The following is a 20,323-nucleotide window of genomic DNA, read 5'->3' as shown; positions in this document are numbered from 1 at the left end:
TATTCACACAATTTGCAATGGAGAGAAATATTTTAAAACGACACCAATGAATCAAATTGAAAAAGAGCCTGTTTTTCACTGAATTATATCCCCTGGGATATTAACACTCCATCCTTTTTCTTTGTTTAAGCAGGACTTGCTGAAAAATACTTATATCTCCAAGCATCAGTACATTGAGGGTGCTTTAACAAGAATGAGGCTGCTGCCTTTTTCAGTAGCTCCCAAGTAGAGTATCTGTTGCAATACTCCGTCAAACTTGGCTTAAGTTTATTGTTGCGTATTTTGGGGGTCGAACCTTACCAATGGAATGATGCCCTTTTTACTTTAATATGGAGATTTTGTTCTTGCAAGGCCTTGCACTATGTAATCTCTAAGGGCAAAAACGCATTTTTAAACAACCATCTTAAGTTTTTGTAAGAAGCTGTTGTTTAGGTTCTTGTAGCTGTATTAGTAATTGCTTTAAAGCCCGGATTATTAGCACTATATAATTCGTCTTAAATCTGATATCCAAAAATCTAACGATCTATTATGTTGATTAGTTCGTTAAAAAGGGATTTCTCAGACGAAAGTTTTTCTGGGTTAGAACAACACCAATAAGAACAATCAGGAATCCTCCTGTATCCGTAATTAAAAGCTTATCACCAAAGGCAATCCAGGCCATAAACATGGTTACCGGAGGGCCAAAATAGAACAATGAAGCAAAGCGGTTGACTTCCATGTACTCCAGCAGCTTCCACATGCAGGCATAAGCCCCCAGTGATACGCCCACAATAAGCCAGCCCATGGTCAGAACAAATGGAGTTTCCCATCGGGTTTCCAGGTTTTCGAATACCAAAGCCGGAATTATGGTTGCAATGAATGTGGCCAGACTTTGATAGAAAAGCGTTTCATCCATGTCCAGCAATTTGGAGCGTTCATAAATTTCCATCTCGCGTTCAAACAGGTTGGCGCCGGTCATTGCAGCCACCGATATAAAGGGCAGTAAATAAGCACTTGCAGCCGTGGGGTCCGAGAAGTCTATCCTGGCTATTAAGGTAAGTATAACGCCGGCAAATGCAGTCACCAAACCTACCCACTGCCCCGATGAGGTACGTTCGCCTGTTGCTCGTCCGGAAAAAGCGCTGGTGGCCATAGGTTGGAGTGCAATCACTAAAGCAACAATTCCGGCCGGAACCCCCAGGTTTATTGCAAACAAAACTCCGGTAAGCCAAACTCCATGAGCCAGAAACCCTACCAGCATATTGGGAAATATGGTTCCCCATCCATGAAATTTAAAACGCCCGGTTATTAAAAGGTATAAAGACAGAATCAGGGTGAGGATGCCATAACGCCAAAACAGCAGAGTGAATGGTCCGGTGTAAGGCAAACCGTATTCGGCCCCGATGAAACCGGAATTCCAGAGGATGATGAACGCGATGGGAAGTAAAAAGCCGGTTTTGGACATACACTAACATGATTTAACCATCAATATAAGGATTGTCCTAAAGGTGACCCAAATGTTTTCGGGTTGAATTTTATTTAGAATGTGCAGAAAAACTTAAATCTCTTTAATTAGCTGATTGTAAGTATGATTTAGCTTTAGGGGGTCCCGACACACTTCAGAAGCCTTTTTTACCCTGCAAAAAGCACCTTGAATCCATTGATCAGCATCTGAACGGCCATCATTACCAGGATCATTCCCATCAGGCGTTCAAGGGCTATAAGTCCCCTTTGTTTTAATACCCGCAACAGGATAGGGGCTGTTTGCAGAATCACGGCCGACAGGGCCCAGGCTATCAGAAGTGCAAAGAACCAGTTCGTCATGTTTCCCGGTTGACTCTGGGTCATCAGTATCAGCATGGCCAAAACCGATGGGCCGGCAATCATGGGAATGGCAATGGGTACCAGAAACGGTTCTCCGTCAGGTGTTTCTCCCATTGGCCCTGCTTTTTGAGGAAATATGAGTCTTAGTCCGATGATAAGCAGAATAATACCGCCCGATATGGTTACCGCTTCCTTCTCGAGATGCAGGAAGTTGAGCAGGGGTTTACCTGCGAAAAGGAAAATGAGCAGAATGATCAATGCAATGAAAAGCTCACGGGCAATGATGATTCTCTGACGTTTGGGGTCAATGCCTTTGAGGATGGAGAGCATCACCGGGATATTACCGAGTGGATCCATTAGAAAAAACAGCAAAACTGCTGCTGACCAAACTGAACTGCCTAAATTTTCCATTCCCTTGAATATTTGCTTTTTAACGGTTCTGTTAGTTGGAGTGTTCTTCCAAAATCGGCCGCGAAATTAGCAAATATTTTCAGATGCGTAACAGGGATTAGGAGAATGTTTTAATAGCTTTAACCCAACGCAACATCCATCAGCATCATAACAGCAAAACCGAGCATAGCACCAATGGTAGAGAGGTCCGTTTCATTTCCCTCTCCCCCTCTCTGTGATTCTGGGATCAACTCTTCAACCACTACAAAAATCATAGCTCCCGCTGCAAACGACAGCGCGTAAGGTAATAAAGGCTTCATGGTAGCCACCAGGTACGCACCAAGCACACCTGCCATGGGCTCTACAAAGCCTGAAAACTGTCCGTAATTAAAAGCTCTAAACCTGGTGAAGCCTTCTCTTCGGAGAGGGATGGAAACAGCAGCTCCCTCCGGAAAGTTTTGAAGACCAATTCCCATAGCCAGAGCAACGGCCCCTGCCAGAATTCCCACATCGGGGGTGTTGGCCAAAGCCCCAAAGGCGACACCCACTGCCAGTCCTTCGGGAATGTTGTGAAGTGTAATGGCCAGAATCAGCAGAATACTCCGTTGCCAGGTGGTTTTTATCCCTTCGGCTTTGTCGGTGCTCAGTCCCATATGAAGGTGTGGTAAAATCTTGTCAACCATCAGAAGAAATGTCCCTCCAGCCAGAAAGCCTGTTAAAGCAGGTACCCAGGGAATGTCTCCCTGGTTCGTGGCCATTTCAATTGCTGGTTTTAATAAGGACCAAAAACTGGCCGCTATCATTACTCCGGCAGCAAAACCAAGCATTGAATTCAGAAGTCGTTTGTCTATGTTTTTAAAGAAAAAGACCATCGATGATCCAAGTGCTGTCATCAGCCATGTAAAAATGGTGGCCACCAGGGCAAGAATTATTGGATTTATCTCAATCAGGCTTTCAAGGTTCATGTAAAAACGGGTTTAAATAGTTCCTAACGAGGTATTAATGTAAATACAAATACAGAGGTGTCCAAATAAAAGGAGAGTGTATTTAGTGTCGGTCCATATACTATTTAGTGCCCGTCTATAAAGTCGGGAAAGTTTGTAAAAAGTTATGTGTCTGGTCAGAAAGGGCCAGTTGCAAGGCTTGCGAAGCCGCCAAAAACGGAGTTTACTTGGGTAAATGAGTGTTTTGGCGGCAAGCGTAACGCAGAAAGTGGTACTTTATGGACAGACTCTATTTAAATTGTGACTTCTCTCTCCAGGAAAGCTTTATGGAAGGAACCTTCAGTTTCCAGTGTCAAGTCAAGCATAGTCTGACGGCCCAAGCCTTGCTCTTTCTACCTTGTGCTTCTCAAAAAAAAGACTCACGTGGCTGCGGCTATGCTTACTTTTTTGTTGTTTTGCACAAGGTGAAAAACAGCGGCGGCTTACCCGACATTCTACAATTGACTTCTAGTGCATTTTTTCCAATAAAAAAACAGCCCGGAGAAAATCTCCGGGCTGTTTTAAAATCAGACTTTCACCTGACGCGTTTTTGGTTTACTAGTTGTGTGTAAAAGAAGTGTTTATGGTTTTATTTTTCACAGTGTGTGTGGCACTGCTTTGGGGTGTGCTTAAATTTTTGTCAATCCATGTGACACGGTGCCAGATTGTTTCCAGAGGCCCTCGTTTGAACCTGCGTGCCCACCAGGTACAGAATATCCAGGTGACAAAAGCCAGAGTAAGGCCTGTTAAAAAGGCATAGGTGGTATTGGTATACTGATAGAGCCCTAAGCCATATCCATAGTATATGAAAGAGCCCACCAATGATTGAAAAACATAATTGGACAAGCTCATTTTTCCGATTGGGGTGAGCTTGCTGAGTGCTTTATGGAAAAAGCGTGAATGGAACAGCAGCACAAATCCGGCAACCATGAAAGCCATAAAAAAGAGGTTGGACCATGATGCTTCCATCGTACTGAAAGGGCGGCGTATGGCTTCGCTATCAATAAGTTCGGCGGTGTTGGTTTTGATAACAAACAGGGGAATAAACCCAATACCGGCAATGATGAGGGTCTTAACCCAGAATCTTTTGTTTTTCTCATTCCAGGCAAAAAGTTGACGGCGACCTGCCAGCATGCCAAACAAGAAGAGTGAGAGCATGTGAAAGAAACGGCCGTTTTCCCAGTTCCAGTGCAATACCGCCATTTTGCCGTTGGTAAGGTTCCCTTTTATGGTAGCCCAAAAAGAATCGCCTGTAATGTATTCTCCCATTTTCCCGAAATAGGACCACGATACAGGGTCGGCCATTTCCATTCCGGGATTACGGATGCCTTGAAACAGCTTTAATATCTCTAGTGGCTGAAGGAATAAAATAATGGCAATGATAAGGACTGCTTTGTCGCTTAACCTGGCCATGGGAATTAAGAACACTCCAACCATGGCATAAAGCGACAGGATATCTCCCTGGAAAAAGGCGGAGTTTATAACGCCAAATATCAGTAGTAAGAAAAGCCGCCAGGCAAAACGGCCTCTGAAATCGCTGCCTTTCTTTTCCTGATTGTGCATCTGAATGTAAAAGGTAAGGCCAAAAAGAAGGGCAAACATGGCATACGATTTTCCTCCGAAAAGGAAAAACAGAGTATCCCAGATCACTTTATCGATACTGGCCATCCATTCGGGAATGCCTTCCGGAGTAAAGTACAAGTCGAAATGCTCGATGTTGTGCAGCAGCATTATTGAAATAATGGCAAATCCGCGCAACGCATCTACGACATAAAACCTTTTACTTTCAGCAATCATGATTCGAATTTTAATTGTCAAGTCCAAAATTATAGAAAGAATGGGGTGGTTTGAGAATTGGGTGCGAAAAGTAGTGGTTGTTGAAGTAAAGTATCAGTAAAATAGGTATTTATGTTTTTGGTGTGGGAAAAATAAGTAGTGGAAATAGAAGATTTTTTGCCCGCTTTTTTGATCAATGTCAGAGGTTATCTCTTTCCCAGTGTCCCAATTTTCATGACGAGGTCTTCGAACTCCTCACGTGAAACCGAGGCCTTATTCCGGGCTTTTGTGCGATAGTTGTAGATGGTGCTTAATGAGTATCTCAGGAAGGCTGCTATTTTCACGCTGTCGGTAATTCCAAGTCGTATGAGTGCAAATATTCGCAATTCGGTATTCAGCTTTTCTCCCGGCTTGGGCTCCACTTTTTCCCCATCGGCCAGTAATTCGTTGTATTCCTCTATGAACGACGGATAAAGGTTTAAGAATATGGTGTCAAAGTTCCTGTAAAGTTCTTCCAATTCGTCCTCAACGATGTTTGACGACTTTAAAGCCTTAATGAGATCCTGCGGACTGCCTGTGTTAGCTTTTTTGTTGAGTGATTTCCGGTAGTCGTCCAGTTTGTTGATGTAGGTAGAACACAAATCGAAGAAATGGGCAATGTATTCCTCTTTAATCTGATTGGAATCCTGAAGGAGGTGGTTTTGATTGTACAGCTGATCGTTTTTCTGAAGTATGTCGGCATTCAATCGTACCAACTCCTTGTTTGCTTTGTCAAGCTCTTTTCTGATGCCTGATGTCTTGTCCATCTGGCGGTAAACATAGATGACTGCAACAATCAAAAACAAGGAGAGAAAGCTGATTAAAACAATGTACAGTATCAGGTTATTTTTCTGGTTATCTGCCCGTTCTTTGTAGGTATCGTTGATGATGGAGAAGAATTCGGAGAGATAAATGGCGCGGAACTGAACATTGCTGAAAAGGGCATCGTTTAAAGCCGCCTGGGAGTATTTAAAAGCTTTTTCTATGTTTCCCTCCCGGTTAAAGAGGGAGGCCAGGTGGTGCAAAGATGAATTGTCTTTCGTTGAATGGCGAATGTCTGAGATGGCAGACATGGCAAAAAACCTTTTGCTTTCGCCGGCATTGCCTTTTCTTGAGTGAATGATACCCAGCCAAAAAGTGACAACAGCATAGTTCCCTTTCTCTAAAGATGGAGTGTTTAACAGTTTTTCTAAAATGTCCCGGGCCGGTTTGAGATTATTCTTATCAATTAATGTCTCTGCTTTGTAGATTTGATGTTCTGGAGACTCCGGGGCCACAGCCTTCATTACGGAATCCCTGTAGGCTTTGGTTTTGTTTAGAAAATAGGGCAGCCTGACGTTGGCCGCATAGTAATTAAAAAACAGATGGCAGGCTTTGTAATAATCGGGCAGCAGGGAGCGGGGAACTGAATTTTTGTTGATGGATTCAAGAAGATCCTCCGCTTCAATAAACCGCCCCGATGAAGCATACAAAGGCACCAGATGAATTTTGGTTTTGATCTTCAAAAGGTTGTTGTTGAGCGCTTCTGCTACTTTCAAACAAGCCCTGGCGTAAACGGTGGCCGAATCTAATTGATATTTCCGGTACTCTTCATAAAGTTGGTGGTTGAGATCAAAGGATTGTTCTAAAGAAGTGGCTTCCTTTTCCAGTTCTTTCAGAAGCTGTATTTTATTTTCTTTCTTTTTATCAAATGCCTCTTTGTTTTCGAGGGTTTGATCCAGACTGTCGAGCACTGCATTCAATTCTTTCTGCCCTGATACCGGGAAAGATGCTGTGAACACGGAAAAAAGAACAATTATTACTCTGATGCTGGTGTTGCTCATTTGAGGGAGCAGAAATTGATGGTTTAAAAATCAGAGGTAAAAGTAATTAAAATTTCAGTTTCAACCATCAGCATGATCCGGCTCTTGATTGCGAAACTGTATTTGAGTTAATCTTTTGAACAGTGATGTTTTGGCTATTAATTGCCACAGGTGCAGACTTATTGAAAAATTTACTTGAAAAACCTTACACTTTGAATGAGATTATCAGCTCTTTAATTCTTTTTCAGCAAGCCCTGCAATATATTCGTATTAATTGTTTGCAGGCATACTTTGATTTAGGCTAAAGCCCAGGTTTTCATTGTTAAAAGGTTTGTTTTGGCTTAAGTTTATTTTTGCGTGTTTTTGGGGATCGAACCTTACCAATGGAAGATCAGGTGCGGCGGATTCTTTCTGGGAAAGCGGCAGAGCCGAAGCCGATCCGCCGTTTTACCTCTGGTGGCGGATCGGAATCCGCCAGACCTAATTCGGTACCACCTTTTCAGGAGTACCAATGATGCCTTTTTTACTTTAATATGGTGACTTTGTCCTTGCAAGGCCTTGCACTATTTAATCTCCAAGGGCAAAAACGCATTTTTAAACCACAGCCTTTGTCTTTTATCTAACCTAAATCATAAACCATTGTAAATGTGCTGTTTATATGGTGTTTGTTAGATTTTTGGGTATGTCGTTTTTAAAAGAAATCACTACTGCCTTCTGCCTACTGCCTAACGACTAATTTACTTTTATCTAATTCGTTGCATAGGCTGCTTTATAGTAGAGAAATAACTCTCATGATTTAGATCTTTGCTTTTCAGACAAAACTTTTGTTCGAATGTTGAAAGATGGTCTTTGGTGTCAATACTTTTTCTACTGCCTGCCAAATTTGGCTTGTTTGTTATTTACATCTAACCTGACTGCCGTCAGGCCGGTAACTAAAACACTAACGATCTATTACTTTTAGAAACTGTTTAAATTTTGTTTGATGGGATTGTTTGCCTCTAAGAATGGCCTGAGATTACTCCTTAATAATCATTTGGTTATCCGCTTTCGCTTCAACAAATAAATATTGGCCACAACAGCCGACAAGAGCATCATATAATCCTGATAAACTCCGAAATTGACAGCAGCTCCGGTTCCGATAATGGTCCAGATGGATGGAATGATCAGTAGGTATCTGGGCATAGCTCTGCTGGTAAGCATCAGCAACCCAAAAGTAAAAATAGTGGTGGGGCAGGGCAATCCCAGAGCGATGGTTCCGGCCCAGGAACCTTTTGCAAAATAGCTGATAAGCGGGTATATTAGGAGACCGAACCAGACGAAAAAATAGCCTGTGTAACCTGCGAATCCCCCGGGAAAGAAAAAGTTTAACCGTTTACGGGACAATTCAAGAATAAAAAAGAGGCCCTGTAATATGAATAGGATCCCAAAACTGTAGGCTGCCATATTGATGGCTGTAAAGTGTAGCAGATGGTATAAAATTCCTGTCCACAGCCACACAAAAGCCAGAAAATAAGAAATTGCAGTGTTTTTATACCTACTGCCACTGTGCAAAAGAATTACGGTGATTATCCCAAATGCCATAATCAGAAACTGCAAAGGGAAGACAGATGAATTGTAGGTTTCAAAAACGCCGAAGAAAGCCTCTGTGGAGAAAGGTATTTTCATGACTAGCGGATTTTTTTTAATGAGTGAGAAATAAAAGGTTTCCATTTTGAATAAAATTAAGGATATTGGTAATTATATCAAAATAAAGCCAATACAGTTTCCTTATTCTTATCAGAATATGGTGTTAATAAACCAGGTTATACAGGAATAAAACAAAAACAGAAATTATTATGAAAAAATTGCTTGAGAACAATCGCAATCTGGAAATCATTAAAGGAATTATCGGATTAATCCTCGGGATTTTAATATTGGCTAATCCTCAAACCGCCTTGATGGCAATGGCCACTTACGTAGGGCTCCTCGCTTTAATTGTCGGCGTAGTATTAATTCTCTGGGCTCTTTCCAAAAAGAAAGGCTCCTGGCAGTGGCGCCTTTCTCAGGGAGTGATCAATGCATTATTGGGGCTTTTGATCATCTCTTATCCCGATGTAACGGCCAGTCTGCTTATTTTCATAATGGGCTTGTGGATCACGTTTTTGGGCATTTTCCAGCTCACTGCCACTCTGAAATTGCGTGATAAGATTCCCGGACAACAGCTTTCTCTGACCAGCGGAATTTTGTCTGTTCTGGTAGGTGCATTACTGATGTTCAATCCTTTTGAAGGGGCTGTTTTGGGCACCCTCATTCTTGGCGCTTATGCCTTGTTTTACGGATTGGTCCGCTTTTATGTGGCATGGAAAATGAGCTAGTGTCAAGTCAAGCATAGTCTGACGGCCCAAGCCTTGCTTTTTCTACCTGGGATACCTCGCCCCGGGTTTTCACCCAGCCTGTCCCGCACTTTAATCGGGAGGGTTATCCAAATTTGCCCCTACGGAGACGAGGCATTCCCACTGTCATACCCGCGTTACTCCTCAATATTATTTGAGGTAGGCACTCAGAATGACATCAAATGTGGGCTTTTGAGACAACCTCGACTTAACCTAACCTATTTCCGGTCCGCTCCCTGGCGTTCAATCATCCACCCGGGATATTCGGGTTCCGGTTGACTTACTTCATTGAGCAGGTACAGGTCATCAACCGATAATTCCACATTCACCGATTTGAGATTATCTGTCAACTGATCGGGCTTTTTGGCACCTACTATTACAGACGATACTACCGGTTGATGCAGTAACCACGCCAGTGCGATTTGGGCTACCGAAACATGTTTCGCATCTGCTATTTTTTGCATCACATCAATAATGTCGAAGGCCTTCTCTTTGTTAATGGGTGGAAAATCGAAATTCACCCTGCGGCCTTCTTTGGCTTCCATCTTGCGGTTGTATTTGCCGCTCAGCAAACCTCCTGCCAGCGGACTCCATACCATAAGCCCCATCTTTTGATCGAGCATCATCGGTACCAGTTCCCGCTCCAGTTCCCGCCCGGCAATGGTGTAATAAGCCTGAAGGGAGACAAATTTGCTGAGGCGATTCAGATTCGAAATGCTCAGTGCTTTCATAATCTGCCAGGCTGCCAGATTGCTGCACCCAATGTACCTGACTTTCCCGCTTTGCACCAGGGAGTCCAGGGCCTCAAGGGTTTCTTGCAGGGGAGTGAGGGGGTCAAAACCGTGAATCTGATAGAGGTCGATGTAATCGGTGTTAAGGCGTTCCAGACTTTCGTGAGCCTGTTGCAAAATGTGTTTCCGGCTGAGGCCTGAGTCGTTGGGGCCTTCACCCATCGAGCCACGTACTTTTGTGGCAATAACCAGATCGTCTCGTTTCAGGCCAAGATCACGGATGGCTTTTCCGGTCATCTGCTCACTCAGGCCTTCGCTGTAGATGTTGGCCGTGTCAATGAAATTGATGCCGTTTTCAACCGACATCTTTACCAGTTCGTTGGCCTGCTCCTGAGGCAGCGTACCGATGGCTGTCCACATGCCGCGGCCACCAAAGGTCATGGTGCCCAGACAAAGTTCTGAAACTTTTAATCCTGTGTTACCTAATAAATTGTACTTCATGGCTTATGTGTTTTAGTGTTCAATGATTTTGTGGGCAAGGTGAAGGGTTATTCACCATATGAACTCCGGGTCATTAGTTCTATATTGATATTGTAATAACTCAGATTGATACGGGCTGAAGGCCTGACCAATTCCAGCCCGGGGCAATGCCCCCGGGGAAGGGGTGATATTCATCATCCGTTTTGTTGGCCGCTTTGCGGCCAACGAAACGAGAGGGGAAATTGGATTCTCTGTCCCGAGGCGTTGCCCCGGGCTATGTTAAGTCAGGCCTTCAGCCTGTTAAAATGTATCAGGTAAGAATTAAAAGATAACAAACAGCCTCTTGATTTCGTTTGGTTTAACTAATAGAAAGGGGCATTTGTTCATTGTAGAAGTGTTTGAAATTTAGGCCGTTTTCGGGGTGACTTTCTTTTCTTTTCAGCGTCTGGCTATAAACATGCGACCAACTTCGGGGTCGATTATTCCTTATGCAGACTTTTGAAAAGCATTATTTCCCGGAGTCTAAATTCCATGATGATGGGGCAGGAGCCTGAAGGGCTCCTATTTTTATAGCAACGAATGGCAAATAAGAAAAACCGACGCCGAAGGTGTCGTATGTTCTCAATTAAAGTGAGGCTTTCACTTCAAGTGAAGTCCTTACTAACCCGCTTCGGTCCTGTTCCTGATCTTGTTCCAGCCATGCAGGTACCTCCTTCGACCTTTGTTCGACTTTTGTTCGACTGTTCTTCGGCCCTATAGAGTCGGAGAAATGCCGAAGAACGGCCGAACAAGCCCCGAAGAAGGTACGAATAAGCCCCGGAAAAGCCCCTTGAAAAACGCGTTAAGTATCAGTTTTACAGGGGGAAAGGGTTGTATTGTGTGGGGTATCAATTTCAATAGATCGTTAGATTTAAGACGAAGCATATGCTACTGATAAACAGGGATTTAAAGTAATCATGCATATAATTCCAAAAAATTGATTTACCGCCTTTTACAATAGTTTAACGAAGTATTGTCAATTTCAGACTCAAAAAATCAGCAACTGTAAATGAATAGAAACCCCTTCCTCAAGGGATGAAAACCCCTTCCCTAAGGGATGAAAATCCCTTTCCTAAGGGATGAAAACCCCTTCCTTAAGGGATGAAAACCCCTTTCCTAAGGGATGAAAACCCCTTCCATAAGGGGTAGTAACCCCATCCCTAAGGGGTAATAACCCCTTCATTAGGGGGTAATAACCTCTTCTGAAGGGGTTAATCACCCCGGTGATATTGTCAACGGACAATTGAAGGACATTTGTCCCCTTTTGATTAGCTGTTTTTTTTGAATATGGGCAAAGAAATCCGAGTGTGATGTGGAATAACCTTGCACTTAGGAGTTTCGATTTTCTGGGATTTAACCACTATTTTCTGTTATGCCATCCAGAAAGCGTTGCTTACCGTCCACTCAGTAATTCTATTCTCCCACTCAAACATCCCTGGCTCTCACATAAATGTTTTTCGAATGTTTGGTTTTTTTGGTAGATTCGGGGAGAAAATACATAATAGATATTAACGCAATGTTGTTTTAGGTTGTAAAACGGCATTGGGTTTATGGAAATGTTGCAGCGCATGTAAAAAAACAAGACAACATTTCTTCAATAGAACAAAAAGGCCCAAAGAAATTCAGAATTTCGTATCTTTGATAAAAACTGATTGCTATGGAATCATTACGTATTGATATCATAAATCCGAAAGCCAAACGACTGATTAAAGACTTGGCGGATATGGAATTAATTAAGATTAGAAAAGAGAAAACAAAATCGGAATTCTCTGAATTACTAGAAAAATTAAGAAGCCAATCCGAGAATGCGCCTTCTTTGGACGAAATAACTAAAGAAGTTGAATCAGTTAGAGCATCCCGATATGAGAAGTAAAAAGGTCATTCTGGACACAAACCTTTGGATTAGCTTTTTAATTACAAAAAACTACAGCTTTATTGACAAATTTGTTGAAAATCAGAAAGTGACTTTGATTTTCTCGAAAGAATTAATTCAAGAATTCCTGACTGTTGCCACTCGACCAAAATTTCAAAAGTACTTCACAGACCAAGATATTCAGAAACTGCTTCGCTCATTTGACAACTTCGCAAAAATAATTGAAACCACATCAAATATAGAAATTTGTAGAGATTTCAAAGATAATTTCTTGTTGAACCTGGCAATTGACAGTAAAGCAGATTTTCTTGTAACAGGCGACAATGATTTATTGGAATTGAAGAAAATTGAAAAAACAAAAATACTAACTATCAGAGAATTAACAGAAAGAATATAAACACGACGCTGCAACAATCTGTATACGCCAGCCGGGGCCTCCACAGCATATTGCAAGCTTCGTTTTTCCATGTCATCCGCTCACGGTTTGACACAATCTTATGGGGTTTGAAAGCCCCGGCCGACCGCATACAGGTCAACGTTGCCGGCAAGGCAAAGGGACGCTCTAAAATAGTCAGCACGGTAATGAATTATCACATTTGTGATATATTTGTTTTTATGGAAAAAGAAATTCAGAAAAATAACAACCTAATTGAGGAAATAAAAGGTTTCATAAATGAAGCCAAAGAAACTGTTGCTATAACAGCCAATTCAGCTTTAACGATATTGTATTGGAATATAGGTCATCGGATAAACAATGAAATTCTTCAAAATAAACGCGCTGATTACGGACAACAAATAATACGAGCCCTTTCCAAAAGATTAACAGAAGAATTCGGCAAAGGCTGGAGCGAAAAACAATTAAGGCATTGTCTACGCTTTGCGGAGACTTTTCAGGAAAAAGAAATTGTCTACGCACTGAGTAGACAATTGACCTGGACACATTTCAGAACACTCATATACATTGAAAACGAATTAAGTAGAGAATTCTATGCCGAAATGTGCAGATTAGAAGGTTGGACTACAAGGGTACTTAATGAAAATATTTAATATCATTTTATTTGTTTGTATTATGGGAAGTGCATTTGCCCAAGAATCAAAGTACAAAGCTAAGAAAACAAAGCCCACATATGAAGAGGTCAAAGGGGAAAGGAACAAATACGTGAAAAAGGTTATGAAAAACACCTATGGCCTATACAATAAAAGAAATAAACTTTTGGGAACTGATTCTGATTATATGCTCAGGGACACCCATAGAACTGCCTGGAAATCAATAAATCTAAACAACAAAAAGCTTTTGGATTTATATATGAAGACCTATATTGCTCCATGGCTTAAAGAAAATAAAAATAAATATAAACATCATGAATCCATTGCTGTTTATATTTTTGGTGATATGGATGGAAATATTATTGAATTAGGATTGCGATGTCCCAAAGAATTAAAAATACCTATCTCAGCGTACGAAGAATTTGAACAGGCATTGTTAAGTGGGGAATTAAAACTATTTACAGATAAAGAAAATCCCATATTTAAAAACTCAACATGGGTTGTTCAGACTATTCGATATAGACCTGAGACTATAAGGAATATGGAATAATTGAAAATAAAGTTGCCTCGGAAACATCTTAAAATAATAGATGTTTCCGAGGCAGCTTTATATCAAACACAAACATAAATACATTAAAGAATTAAAGCACAAGCCCATAACAAAGCTATTATACGCCAGCCGTGGCATCCACAGCATATTGAGGGTTTTGTATTTCCTTGCGCCAGGCTAAATCCGTGAAAAGGGGATTAGCAACGATCTTTGAAACTTTTCAACAGAAACTAGCAGGTAACCGAAAGGCGGTCAATATGGACATGCCGCCCCCGAAATGTTCCGGGTCTTGACTTTTTTCGCAATAATGGCACTTGAAACCCAACGAATTGAAGAAGAGGTTCTTTTAGATACGAATGCCCATTTAATCGAACACCTGGAGCTAAATGAAAAAAAACCAACCATCCTATGAAAAAAATAAAGCTCACTGTCTTATTGTTGGGTCTCATGGCAGCTGCCAGTTCCCAATCTTCCACTAAGCCTCATGTTGCTCACACAAACTATTTGAAAACCACCGATGTTAAGGTCGATTATTTCAAGATAAAGGAAGCTGTCACTGTCTATGAACCGGCCCTTAACCTGAGTTATTTTCATCACCTCTTAGTGGCCGGATGCCCGGCTGGGTGGTTGCCCGCAAAAAGAAAGCAGCCTGGTGTAGGGCATCGGGTAAAAAAGGCAGCCCACGCGGCCGGATTAACTCAGGTAGTAAACCCCCATAAGTGATTTCCTATGTGTCGCTTTTGCTCTTGTTATTGATGCAAAAGCGACATGTATAGTTTTACCTTTGGCTAGCTTTGCGACATTCGTAAAACCATGAAACCCTAACAATCAGTGAAAAATTATATTCCGATTTACAGATATTTAAGGCTAGGAAACACAAAACTACAATAGTAGACATACGACACTTTGTTTTGTATATACACACATTAAGGCTAAATATTTTTCAAATATCATTCAGTTTAGCAACTATATGTTAACCAATCATGTTGCTAATCAAAAAATGCCAAAATGAAAATTAAAGTATTACTATTATTCGTGTTTATTACTGTCTCAGGATATGCACAAAACACCCAAAAAATTAACGTTAACGGGTTTGGTGAGCTCGCTGCTGTTCAAAATGGAAATATGTATAGTATTACAATAGCAGATTACGGGACATTCGATTTCGAGGGGAGCTTAAACCCCTTAGAATTAAAAGGTGAAGTAACCATTGATCAACTTGAAAAAATACCGGGCTACAATGTTCTGAAGGACTTGGGATTACAGGACATTTGTTTTGAAATGTCGAAAGAAGGTTTAATGATTAGTGCAAATGCAGATACAGAGAAAAACCTAAAAAATCTTTGTACGCTATTAAAAGTTACAACCCCAACTGTTGGTATTCAAGCCAAAATAGGAATGGGAACTTTTGAGCTTTCCGGCGATTTAGCTTTCTCAAAAGAGCCAATTAAAATACTTGAAGTCGAAAAGAGCGGAACAACACTATCTTATTACTCTGCCGGACTTGGAGCTGCTTATCAAAAAGGTTCCTTCATTTTAACGGTATCTTTAAACATGATTGTAAAACCCTCTGAATTTGACCCTGACCTAAATATGAATTATCAGTTTGGGTATGACCTGGTAAAACAAACAATTATGGGCTCGGCATCCATGATGTCAACGTGGACAGACCCGTTTGGTATGGATAGGTTTTTCAATAAAAATTCGGTAATATTTTCAAAAGGTGCATCGGCACTGGCTGTAAATATTCCGGCGCAAAGCATCTCGCAATTTGGATTTGCCATAGAACGTGCTAAATACTTCGATGTTGATTTCGGAACATTTGTTTCAATATCACCTCTCGATGGCGAAGTTGCGCTACGGGGACGAAGCAATTCAAAAATTAGTTTAGATCAAATACCTGAAATGCTTAAAAAAGGGTTTAGTTTGGATTTTCCGAATGTGTTTCCACCCGATTATGAGCTAGATAGTGCAGAAATAAAATTTGCACCCACAGGGGGCACGGTAGGGGATTTAGAGTTAACCAAAGGTTTTGCGCTTGTGGGAGTAGGCAAATTCAAAGAACTTGACTTCTTTTTAGATTTTAATTTTGATTTGGAAAATGAGTTCAGATACAAAATGCATTTCACCGGAGATTACAGTAAATTTATTTGGAACGAGGCACATAAAATACCAAATAAAACAATAAGAAATACAGTAAAACAAGCATTAGATGAGATACAAATACAAAAAATGTATCTTGATTTAGATGCCCAAAAGAAAAATTTGAGTCTGAATGGAGAAATGCATTGTGAGTTTAAATATCAGAATAAATTACAAAAAATTTCATTTGAAGCCTCACTTGATGCAGAACAAATCGTAAAAGACATTACCAATAAATTGATAGAAAAATTTGGCGGGCCTATTGTTGAGGAAGTAGAAAAGGTGGCAAAACATGCTGCTAACATAGCCAAAGATGCGGGTTCTATTTCTAAAGCAATGATGAATGATATTAAAACTTACGCTGAGCATACACATCCAAAAGAGCGTTGCCACACAAAATGTGTTCCCGATAGAGCTTATGAGTTAAGTCGTCATATTGTAGATGGCTCTTACGATGCAGTACGTAGGTTTTATTTCAACACCTTTAATGAGATAGGCCAAATAGAGGGAGACACACCTGAAGAAACCCGAAGAATAAGAAGTAAATTAATAAAAAAAGACTGGGATAAGATTTGTAGAAGTATAGACGAAGACTGGAAAGAAATTCTTAACGATCGTGCTTTTGTGAAGTATTATACATCAGAATCTGATGCAAAAAACGGTGTGAAAATATACTATGCGGAAGTGAAGAAATACATGAAGAAAGAGAAAGCCTATCGCGACAAGGTGTGGGAGCGTATGCTGACAAGAGAGTGGAAAAAAACGGAAACAGCAACGCTGAAAGGCGAAGAAATTCCTAAAGGAACATATTATATAAAATCGGTTAAAGCCGGAAATTCGGACAATGGCTATTTCGATATTACCTACGATCACGGTAAGAAAAAATGGAAAATGAAAGGGCAGCGTTTACAAATATGGACAAAAGATAATAGCGGTGCCAAACAATATAAATTTCACAGGAATAATTATCTTTCGTACTACATAATTACCCCGGCTAGCGACCATAGATATGCCTTAGATTTAAAAGGAAGAGGCAGAAATAAAAGAACCCCCATACACTTGTGGAGACTACATAAAGGTGCATCGCAGCAATTTTATTTTAAGCATGTGGGCGGAGGTAAGTTTGTAATAATTCCCAGAACCAACCGAAAAATGTGTCTGGCCTTAAAAGATAATAACAATGCCAATAAAGGAAACAAAGTACACCTATGGACTTATCATAACACCCCATCAAAACAATGGTATTTAATAAATGTAAAAACAGGTAAAAAATATATCCCGAATTAATAAAAAAAGCCTTAACAGCAGTTTGGTCGTTAGGCTGGCAGGTAGCTTGTTCCGTTTCGTGGGCTTCGCCCAATTCACGACACAAGCCACCTGCCTGCCCTTCAGCAAGACCGGGAAAAAACAAATAAAGACATTGAATTACGTTTCGAGAATGGAAAACTCATTGAAAATAACATTGCTTCGATGCAATCATACGCCAAAGGAGATACAATCTCTAAAAAAAGTAAGTTGTTATGTAAATTGGAACTTTTAGAGAAAAGAATTTGTATAAGTAATAGCAGGGAAAGTGCTAAATATCAAGGTTTGTAGCCCGCTCAAATTGCGTAACGGTTTGACAGGAAAGTACCACGCAATCTGGCACTACTCATACAATTTCACGTGTACGCTGAGAGAAACTGCAGCAATCTAAACAAAAATGTGAAACGGTTTCGTAAGCCGAAATCTTTGGAACAAGACCAAGGTCTTTGAAATTTGATGATGACTGACAACAGGTGCAATTCCTGTCTACCCAAAGCCCGCCGGCAGGGTAGTAGTGAACCAGATGGGGGATTCCGTGAGGATAGCAGAAACGACCGTAGGGAGTTCACGAACACAATTAAAAACAAATTATAAATGTGAGTAAAAGTATCTGGCAAGCGAGTGTGCAGGCAGTGTGACAGAGCCTCCAAATTGAACGAAGAGAAATCGCGATTACCTTGAAAAACAAACCACGAATGAGCAAAAGCTATATTAAATCGTGGTTAAGCCGACGCAATACGTTCATCCGTAATAAAGGGTAACTCGCTTGCTTTACCAAGAATGTTTGGTGACGCGAAACATTCCTGGTTCAAATGGTTAAATCGTCGAAGTCAACGCAAAAGTTATACATGGAAAGGGTACGGAATGTTACTAAAACATCTACCATTACCCCGACCAAGGATTGTTCACGCAAATGTTTAAATTAGCAACTGATAGTGAATGTAAATACAGAGGAACCGGATAGGGGAATACTGTACAGCTTGTCCCGATGCATCGGGATCCGGGTTTGCGAGGGGGTAAGTGGAGTAATCCGCCATTGCTAATAAAGCTATCATACGCCAGCCGTGGCATCCAAAGCATATTGAGGGTTTTTCATTTCCCAAGACCATGCGTTCAAGCTGATAAATCCACAGCTGGTCTGAAAGCAGCGGGCAGGGGAATAAAGCCGGGACGGTTACATCACATTATAAAAGGTCTGTCAGATGTCAAATAGCACCATAGAAGAAAGATGTAATTTCGAGACTCAGCGATTAACAGTAGGGAGTTGGACCGCTCAGATTTTAGAGGGAAACTCAGAACTAAATTTTGCCGAAAAAGTAATTGAAATATTATCTCCAAATGTTACAAAAGCGTTACCCGATGGATGGCAGGATATTACAACAATAAATCATGCTCAGGAATGGATATCCGAAAGAGAAAAAGAAAGTCATTTTGTAACGATTCAACTTTCATCCATTAATGAAATAATAGGTTTTGTTTTTCTCTATGAAACTGATGCCGAAAACGAATACCATGACTTGCGATTTGGCTATCTCTTATCTGAAAGAGTTTGGGGGAAAGGATTAGGAACTGAATTGATTGACGGGTTAATAAAATGGTGCAAAAAGCAGGGAGATATAAAATCGATTTCAGGTGGAGTGGAAACTGACAATATTGCTTCGATCAACGTATTGGAAAAAACCGGGTTTTCAGTTTCAACAGTGGATAAAAAGAGAAAGGGAATGGTTTTTTATGAATATCAATTTGATACCCTTTGCTGACGCGGATTTGCAATCTGCGTTCTCATTAACCAGGGATTTTCAATCCTGTTAAATTGGTCTTCTGAATATATTCAGCTTCAAAAGGTCAAATCCTTGAAACTTGCGTCACTTTATGTTCCTCTTTCCCCGGGATTATAATTTTGTTGGTTTACCCATCCCCAATTACATCCGCAACCCGCAAAGCAACCTCGCATCCATATTAATTCAACAATTAATTTGAGCCCCGTTACAATGAAAGGTTTTGATATTCTAATCATCCTTTTCGTGTCAATTTTGACTTGTCTAAGAACTCAATTCTTCAAAAACATCTTCCAAAAACAAAATTTAAACAGTTTCTAAAACCAAATGAAATAGGTGAATACTTATTGAGAATGATTGCATATGGTTATTATTTGGTGTAAATTTACATCAAAAATAAATGTTATGGCAAGGCAAAGTATCTCATTAACCAAGCCAAATGATGAGTGGTTAAAGGCTCAGGTTGAGAATGAAGAATACTCAAGCAAAAGTGAGCTTGTAAATGACTTAATAAGACAAGCCAGAAAGCAACAGGTCAAAATTGATATGGTTAGAGCTAAATTGGACAGAGCAGAAAAGAGTGGTTTTACGGATGAAACTAAAGAGCAATTATTAGAACAATCCAAAAGATTGCTAAATGGCTAATTACAAGTTAAGTATTGCTGCCAGGGAAGACCTGATAAGAATTCATCATTACGGGGTTAAAAAATTCGGACCTATCCAGGCAGACAAGTACTTTGAGACGTTTTTTGAATATTTCGATCTGATTGCGCAACAGCCTTATTCCTTTCAATCCGTCAATTTTATAAAAGAAGGGTACAGGCGATGTGTTTGTGGAGCAGACAGTATTTTCTTCAGAGTTAAAGATGACATAGTTGAAATAATGGCAATTATTGGACGACAAGATTTAAATGATATTCTTTAACCGGCGCTGATTGGGGATTTCGGATAAGCAAAGTGGCAGAGCCGAACGGTAATCAGCGTTTCATTAACAAGAAGCTGTCCAAAAACAATAAAACAACAATCACGCGTCATGTTGAGTGCAGCCGAAACATCTGTTAATCCAATGAAAAGATTATTCGACAAGCTACCAATGACAGATTTTAGTAAAGCAAAAGCCTCAGCAAAATGATAATTGGCCCCCATTCGGGGACCTGCTATTTTAAGTGATGCCTGGCCCCGGGTTTTTTACCCGGGGTTATCCAGATTGGAC

Annotated in this window: 19 protein-coding genes; 11 read left to right on the top strand and 8 right to left on the bottom strand. The window is 40.7% G+C overall.

The genetic code is table 11. The features are described from left to right. Positions 1–535: 535 nt before the first annotated feature. The 3 genes from DDZ16_RS09335 to DDZ16_RS09325 all read right to left on the bottom strand — a co-directional run bounded on the left by DDZ16_RS09335 (position 536) and on the right by DDZ16_RS09325 (position 3,158). Positions 536–1,444 (bottom strand): DMT family transporter, encoded by a 909-nt coding sequence (locus tag DDZ16_RS09335; protein ID WP_109264183.1) that lies wholly within the window; start codon positions 1,442–1,444, stop codon positions 536–538. A gap of 167 nt (positions 1,445–1,611) precedes the next feature. Beyond that, positions 1,612–2,214: a YhgN family NAAT transporter gene (locus DDZ16_RS09330; RefSeq protein ID WP_109264182.1), complete on the bottom strand. Its 603-nt coding sequence runs from the start codon at positions 2,212–2,214 to the stop codon at positions 1,612–1,614. 119 nt (positions 2,215–2,333) lie between these two features. Further along, on the bottom strand, positions 2,334–3,158 hold the full coding sequence (locus DDZ16_RS09325; protein WP_109264181.1) for a ZIP family metal transporter: 825 nt from the start codon (positions 3,156–3,158) through the stop codon (positions 2,334–2,336). A gap of 257 nt (positions 3,159–3,415) precedes the next feature. Here DDZ16_RS09325 and DDZ16_RS20735 point away from each other — a divergent pair, with 257 nt between their 5' ends. Further along, positions 3,416–3,748 carry a hypothetical protein gene (locus DDZ16_RS20735; protein WP_158275640.1) on the top strand — a complete coding sequence of 111 codons (333 nt, stop codon included), beginning with the start codon at positions 3,416–3,418 and terminating at the stop codon, positions 3,746–3,748. On the opposite strand, the gene DDZ16_RS09315 is transcribed toward DDZ16_RS20735, so the two are convergent. The 3 genes from DDZ16_RS09315 to DDZ16_RS09305 all read right to left on the bottom strand — a co-directional run bounded on the left by DDZ16_RS09315 (position 3,735) and on the right by DDZ16_RS09305 (position 8,458). Next, positions 3,735–4,973: a DUF418 domain-containing protein gene (locus DDZ16_RS09315; protein ID WP_109264179.1), complete on the bottom strand. Its 1,239-nt coding sequence runs from the start codon at positions 4,971–4,973 to the stop codon at positions 3,735–3,737. The genes DDZ16_RS20735 and DDZ16_RS09315 overlap by 14 nt on opposite strands. A 185-nt stretch (positions 4,974–5,158) precedes the next feature. Beyond that, positions 5,159–6,814 carry a DUF6377 domain-containing protein gene (locus tag DDZ16_RS09310; RefSeq protein WP_109264178.1) on the bottom strand — a complete coding sequence of 552 codons (1,656 nt, stop codon included), beginning with the start codon at positions 6,812–6,814 and terminating at the stop codon, positions 5,159–5,161. Between the two features lie 1,008 nt (positions 6,815–7,822). Then, positions 7,823–8,458, bottom strand: a complete 636-nt coding sequence (locus DDZ16_RS09305; RefSeq protein ID WP_109264177.1) for a DUF6064 family protein — start codon at positions 8,456–8,458, stop codon at positions 7,823–7,825. Positions 8,459–8,628: 170 nt separating this feature from the next. Here DDZ16_RS09305 and DDZ16_RS09300 point away from each other — a divergent pair, with 170 nt between their 5' ends. Continuing rightward, positions 8,629–9,147, top strand: coding sequence for an HdeD family acid-resistance protein (locus DDZ16_RS09300; protein WP_109264176.1), 519 nt, complete (start codon positions 8,629–8,631; stop codon positions 9,145–9,147). Between the two features lie 236 nt (positions 9,148–9,383). Here DDZ16_RS09300 and DDZ16_RS09295 read toward each other — a convergent pair whose 3' ends face one another. Beyond that, entirely contained in the window at positions 9,384–10,397 is a 1,014-nt protein-coding gene (locus DDZ16_RS09295; RefSeq protein WP_109264175.1) for an aldo/keto reductase, read from the bottom strand. 1,675 nt (positions 10,398–12,072) lie between these two features. Between DDZ16_RS09295 and DDZ16_RS09290 the strand changes: the two genes are divergently transcribed. The 9 genes from DDZ16_RS09290 (at position 12,073) to DDZ16_RS09245 (ending at position 20,035) form a co-directional block, all read left to right on the top strand. Further along, positions 12,073–12,288, top strand: a complete 216-nt coding sequence (locus tag DDZ16_RS09290; protein WP_109264174.1) for a hypothetical protein — start codon at positions 12,073–12,075, stop codon at positions 12,286–12,288. Further along, the gene (locus DDZ16_RS09285; RefSeq protein ID WP_109264173.1) at positions 12,278–12,685 is read left to right on the top strand and encodes a putative toxin-antitoxin system toxin component, PIN family; all 408 of its coding nucleotides are present in this window, start codon (positions 12,278–12,280) and stop codon (positions 12,683–12,685) included. Before DDZ16_RS09290 ends, DDZ16_RS09285 begins: the two co-directional genes overlap by 11 nt. Positions 12,686–12,903: 218 nt before the next feature. Then, the gene (locus tag DDZ16_RS09280) at positions 12,904–13,335 is read left to right on the top strand and encodes a DUF1016 N-terminal domain-containing protein (RefSeq protein ID WP_158275639.1); all 432 of its coding nucleotides are present in this window, start codon (positions 12,904–12,906) and stop codon (positions 13,333–13,335) included. After that, entirely contained in the window at positions 13,322–13,885 is a 564-nt protein-coding gene (locus DDZ16_RS09275) for a hypothetical protein (protein WP_109264171.1), read from the top strand. The genes DDZ16_RS09280 and DDZ16_RS09275 overlap by 14 nt, the downstream gene beginning before the upstream one ends. Positions 13,886–14,293: 408 nt before the next feature. Further along, a complete protein-coding gene (locus DDZ16_RS09270; protein ID WP_109264170.1) occupies positions 14,294–14,608 on the top strand; it encodes a hypothetical protein in 315 nt (104 codons plus the stop codon). A gap of 285 nt (positions 14,609–14,893) precedes the next feature. Next, on the top strand, positions 14,894–17,314 hold the full coding sequence (locus DDZ16_RS09265) for an RICIN domain-containing protein (RefSeq protein WP_109264169.1): 2,421 nt from the start codon (positions 14,894–14,896) through the stop codon (positions 17,312–17,314). 1,220 nt (positions 17,315–18,534) lie between these two features. Then, positions 18,535–19,092 (top strand): GNAT family N-acetyltransferase, encoded by a 558-nt coding sequence (locus DDZ16_RS09255; protein ID WP_109264167.1) that lies wholly within the window; start codon positions 18,535–18,537, stop codon positions 19,090–19,092. Positions 19,093–19,515: 423 nt separating this feature from the next. Further along, complete coding sequence (locus tag DDZ16_RS09250) at positions 19,516–19,755, top strand: ribbon-helix-helix domain-containing protein (protein WP_109264166.1); 240 nt, start codon at positions 19,516–19,518, stop codon at positions 19,753–19,755. After that, on the top strand, positions 19,748–20,035 hold the full coding sequence (locus DDZ16_RS09245) for a type II toxin-antitoxin system RelE/ParE family toxin (RefSeq protein ID WP_109264165.1): 288 nt from the start codon (positions 19,748–19,750) through the stop codon (positions 20,033–20,035). The genes DDZ16_RS09250 and DDZ16_RS09245 overlap by 8 nt, the downstream gene beginning before the upstream one ends. Here DDZ16_RS09245 and DDZ16_RS09240 read toward each other — a convergent pair. After that, on the bottom strand, positions 20,032–20,256 hold the full coding sequence (locus DDZ16_RS09240; RefSeq protein ID WP_109264164.1) for a hypothetical protein: 225 nt from the start codon (positions 20,254–20,256) through the stop codon (positions 20,032–20,034). The two genes, DDZ16_RS09245 and DDZ16_RS09240, sit on opposite strands and share 4 nt — an antisense overlap. Positions 20,257–20,323 lie beyond the last annotated feature (67 nt).

The sequence above is a fragment of the Marinilabilia rubra genome (assembly GCF_003121985.1).
In the GTDB taxonomy this organism is placed as follows: domain Bacteria; phylum Bacteroidota; class Bacteroidia; order Bacteroidales; family Marinilabiliaceae; genus Marinilabilia; species Marinilabilia rubra.
This window is presented reverse-complemented; position numbering and strand designations above follow the sequence as displayed.

Excerpts from the sequence above, each read along its gene's own strand:
- DDZ16_RS09335 (WP_109264183.1), bottom strand. The coding sequence starts at position 1,444 with ATGTCCAAAACCGGCTTTTTACTTCCCATCGCGTTCATCATCCTCTGG.
- DDZ16_RS09275 (WP_109264171.1), top strand. The coding sequence starts at position 13,322 with ATGAAAATATTTAATATCATTTTATTTGTTTGTATTATGGGAAGTGCA.
- DDZ16_RS09280 (WP_158275639.1), top strand. The coding sequence starts at position 12,904 with ATGGAAAAAGAAATTCAGAAAAATAACAACCTAATTGAGGAAATAAAA.
- DDZ16_RS09270 (WP_109264170.1), top strand. The coding sequence starts at position 14,294 with ATGAAAAAAATAAAGCTCACTGTCTTATTGTTGGGTCTCATGGCAGCT.
- DDZ16_RS09250 (WP_109264166.1), top strand. The coding sequence starts at position 19,516 with ATGGCAAGGCAAAGTATCTCATTAACCAAGCCAAATGATGAGTGGTTA.
- DDZ16_RS09310 (WP_109264178.1), bottom strand. The coding sequence starts at position 6,814 with ATGAGCAACACCAGCATCAGAGTAATAATTGTTCTTTTTTCCGTGTTC.
- DDZ16_RS20735 (WP_158275640.1), top strand. The coding sequence starts at position 3,416 with ATGGACAGACTCTATTTAAATTGTGACTTCTCTCTCCAGGAAAGCTTT.
- DDZ16_RS09245 (WP_109264165.1), top strand. The coding sequence starts at position 19,748 with ATGGCTAATTACAAGTTAAGTATTGCTGCCAGGGAAGACCTGATAAGA.
- DDZ16_RS09300 (WP_109264176.1), top strand. The coding sequence starts at position 8,629 with ATGAAAAAATTGCTTGAGAACAATCGCAATCTGGAAATCATTAAAGGA.
- DDZ16_RS09285 (WP_109264173.1), top strand. The coding sequence starts at position 12,278 with ATGAGAAGTAAAAAGGTCATTCTGGACACAAACCTTTGGATTAGCTTT.
- DDZ16_RS09295 (WP_109264175.1), bottom strand. The coding sequence starts at position 10,397 with ATGAAGTACAATTTATTAGGTAACACAGGATTAAAAGTTTCAGAACTT.
- DDZ16_RS09290 (WP_109264174.1), top strand. The coding sequence starts at position 12,073 with ATGGAATCATTACGTATTGATATCATAAATCCGAAAGCCAAACGACTG.
- DDZ16_RS09325 (WP_109264181.1), bottom strand. The coding sequence starts at position 3,158 with ATGAACCTTGAAAGCCTGATTGAGATAAATCCAATAATTCTTGCCCTG.
- DDZ16_RS09315 (WP_109264179.1), bottom strand. The coding sequence starts at position 4,973 with ATGATTGCTGAAAGTAAAAGGTTTTATGTCGTAGATGCGTTGCGCGGA.
- DDZ16_RS09265 (WP_109264169.1), top strand. The coding sequence starts at position 14,894 with ATGAAAATTAAAGTATTACTATTATTCGTGTTTATTACTGTCTCAGGA.
- DDZ16_RS09330 (WP_109264182.1), bottom strand. The coding sequence starts at position 2,214 with ATGGAAAATTTAGGCAGTTCAGTTTGGTCAGCAGCAGTTTTGCTGTTT.
- DDZ16_RS09255 (WP_109264167.1), top strand. The coding sequence starts at position 18,535 with ATGTCAAATAGCACCATAGAAGAAAGATGTAATTTCGAGACTCAGCGA.
- DDZ16_RS09305 (WP_109264177.1), bottom strand. The coding sequence starts at position 8,458 with ATGAAAATACCTTTCTCCACAGAGGCTTTCTTCGGCGTTTTTGAAACC.
- DDZ16_RS09240 (WP_109264164.1), bottom strand. The coding sequence starts at position 20,256 with ATGGGGGCCAATTATCATTTTGCTGAGGCTTTTGCTTTACTAAAATCT.